This window comes from Extensimonas soli (assembly GCF_029211265.1).
GTDB classification, from domain to species: domain Bacteria; phylum Pseudomonadota; class Gammaproteobacteria; order Burkholderiales; family Burkholderiaceae_C; genus Extensimonas; species Extensimonas soli.
This window is the reverse complement of the sequence record NZ_JARGEL010000043.1, coordinates 1-1847: the sequence shown is the minus strand read 5'-3', so window position 1 is coordinate 1847 and position 1847 is coordinate 1. Positions and strand designations below refer to the sequence as shown.

Below are 1847 nucleotides of genomic sequence, written 5' to 3'. Positions count from 1 at the left end.
GCGTCCACCGTGCCCTGGATGAAGGCCTTGAGCTTTGGCACGTCCTCCATGCTCAGCTTGCCCGTGAAGTCGGGCATGCCGCGCTCCATGGCCGGGCCATGGAAAATGAAGTTGTCCAAGTGTTCGATGAACCCCGCATCCTTGTAACCCAGGTTCGGGATGTTGCCGCCGCGGTCCACGCCCGGCACGCCGTGGCACAGTACGCAGTTGCTCACGTACAAGGCCGTGCCTGCCTCGATGTCGGCCGGGTTGTATTTCACGCCGCTGAGCAGCGCGCCCTGTTGTTGGGTGACGAAGGCCGGCATGGGCGTCTTGCCGTCGAGCACGAAGGTATAAACCGTGCCCGGGCCGACCTGTTCGGTGGCCCGTTGTGACAGCCCGTACACACCACCCCAGCCGACGGCAATCGACACATACTGCTTGCCATCGACCACATACGTGGAGGGCGCTGCCACGACGCCGGTGCCAGTGGCGACTTCCCAGAGCTTTTCGCCCGTCTTGGCGTTGTAGGCGACGAATCTGCCGTCGGCCGTGCCCTGGAACACCAGGTTGCCCGCCGTGGTCAGCGTGCCGCCGTTCCAGGGCGAGACATGCTCTTGCGTCCAGACGGCTTTTTGCTGCACCGGGTCCCAGGCGATCAGGCGCCCGAAGGGCTTGCTCTTGGGCGGCGCAGGGTTCATGAAGGTGCCAATGTTCCAGCCGGTGCCCGAGCCGGGCTCGCCAGGGGATTTGGCGTTGAAGCTCCAGTTCTTGTCGTCCATCAGGTTGACCGGGATGTTCTGCGCCGGCAGATAGACCAGCCCCGTCTGCGGGTTGTATGACATGGGGTGCCAGTTGTGCGCGCCGTAGGGGCCGGGGATGGCGTCATACGGTTTGCCTTCGGGGCGCGCCATGTCGGTTTCGATGGGGCGACCGTTGGCGTCGTAGCCCGAGGCCCAGTTCACATCGACGAAGTTCTTGGCCGAGATGAGTTTGCCGTTGGTGCGGTCGATGACGTAGAAGAAGCCGTTCTTGGGGGCGTGCAGGATGACCTTGCGCGGCTGGCCTTCGATTTTGAGGTCGGCCAGGATCATGGGCTGGGTGGAGGTGTAGTCCCAGTTGTCGCCGGGGGTTTCCTGGTAGTGCCAGACGTATTTGCCGGTGTCGGGGTCGAGCGCGACGATGGAGGCGAGGTACAGGTTGTCGCCGCCTGCGGGGCTGCGCTTGCGCTGCGACCAGGGGCTGCCGTTGCCGGTGCCCACGTACATGAGGTTGAGTTCGGGGTCGAAGGTCAGCGTTTCCCAGGCGGTGCCGCCACCGCCCACTTCCCAGTATTTGCCGCTCGGGTCCCAGGTCTTGGCGGCGCGGGCCATGGATTCGTCTTCGAAGGGTTTGCTCGGGTCGCCCGGCACGGTGAACCAGCGCCACTTCTGTGCGCCGGTCTTGGCGTCGTAGGCGGTGATGTAGCCGCGCACGCCGTATTCGGCGCCGCCGTTGCCTATGATGACCTTGCCTTTGAAGACGCGCGGTGCGCCGGTGATGGTGTAGGAGTGCTTGTGGTCGATGATGGTGTCTTTTTCCCAGACCTTTTTGCCGGTGGCGGCGTCGAGTGCGATCAGGCGGCCGTCGAACGCGCCGACATAGACCTTGCCTTCATACAGGGCGACGCCGCGGTTGACCACGTCGCAGCAGCCGCGGTAGCCCAGCTCGCGGGGCACTTTGGGGTCGTAGGTCCAGATTTTTTTGCCGCTGCGCACGTCGATGGCGTGCACCACGCTCCATGAGGCGGTGACGTACATGATGCCGTCCACCACGAGCGGCGTGGCTTCGACGCCGCGCTTGGAGCCCAGGTCGTAGGACCAGGCCAG

1 protein-coding gene is annotated in these 1847 nt (G+C 64.5%); it reads right to left on the bottom strand.

Annotation, left to right across the window (positions count from 1 at the left end):
- Nucleotides 1-1847, bottom strand: a 1847-nt coding sequence (locus tag PYV55_RS16055; RefSeq protein WP_275853238.1) for a PQQ-dependent dehydrogenase, methanol/ethanol family, incomplete at both ends; no start/stop codon positions are given.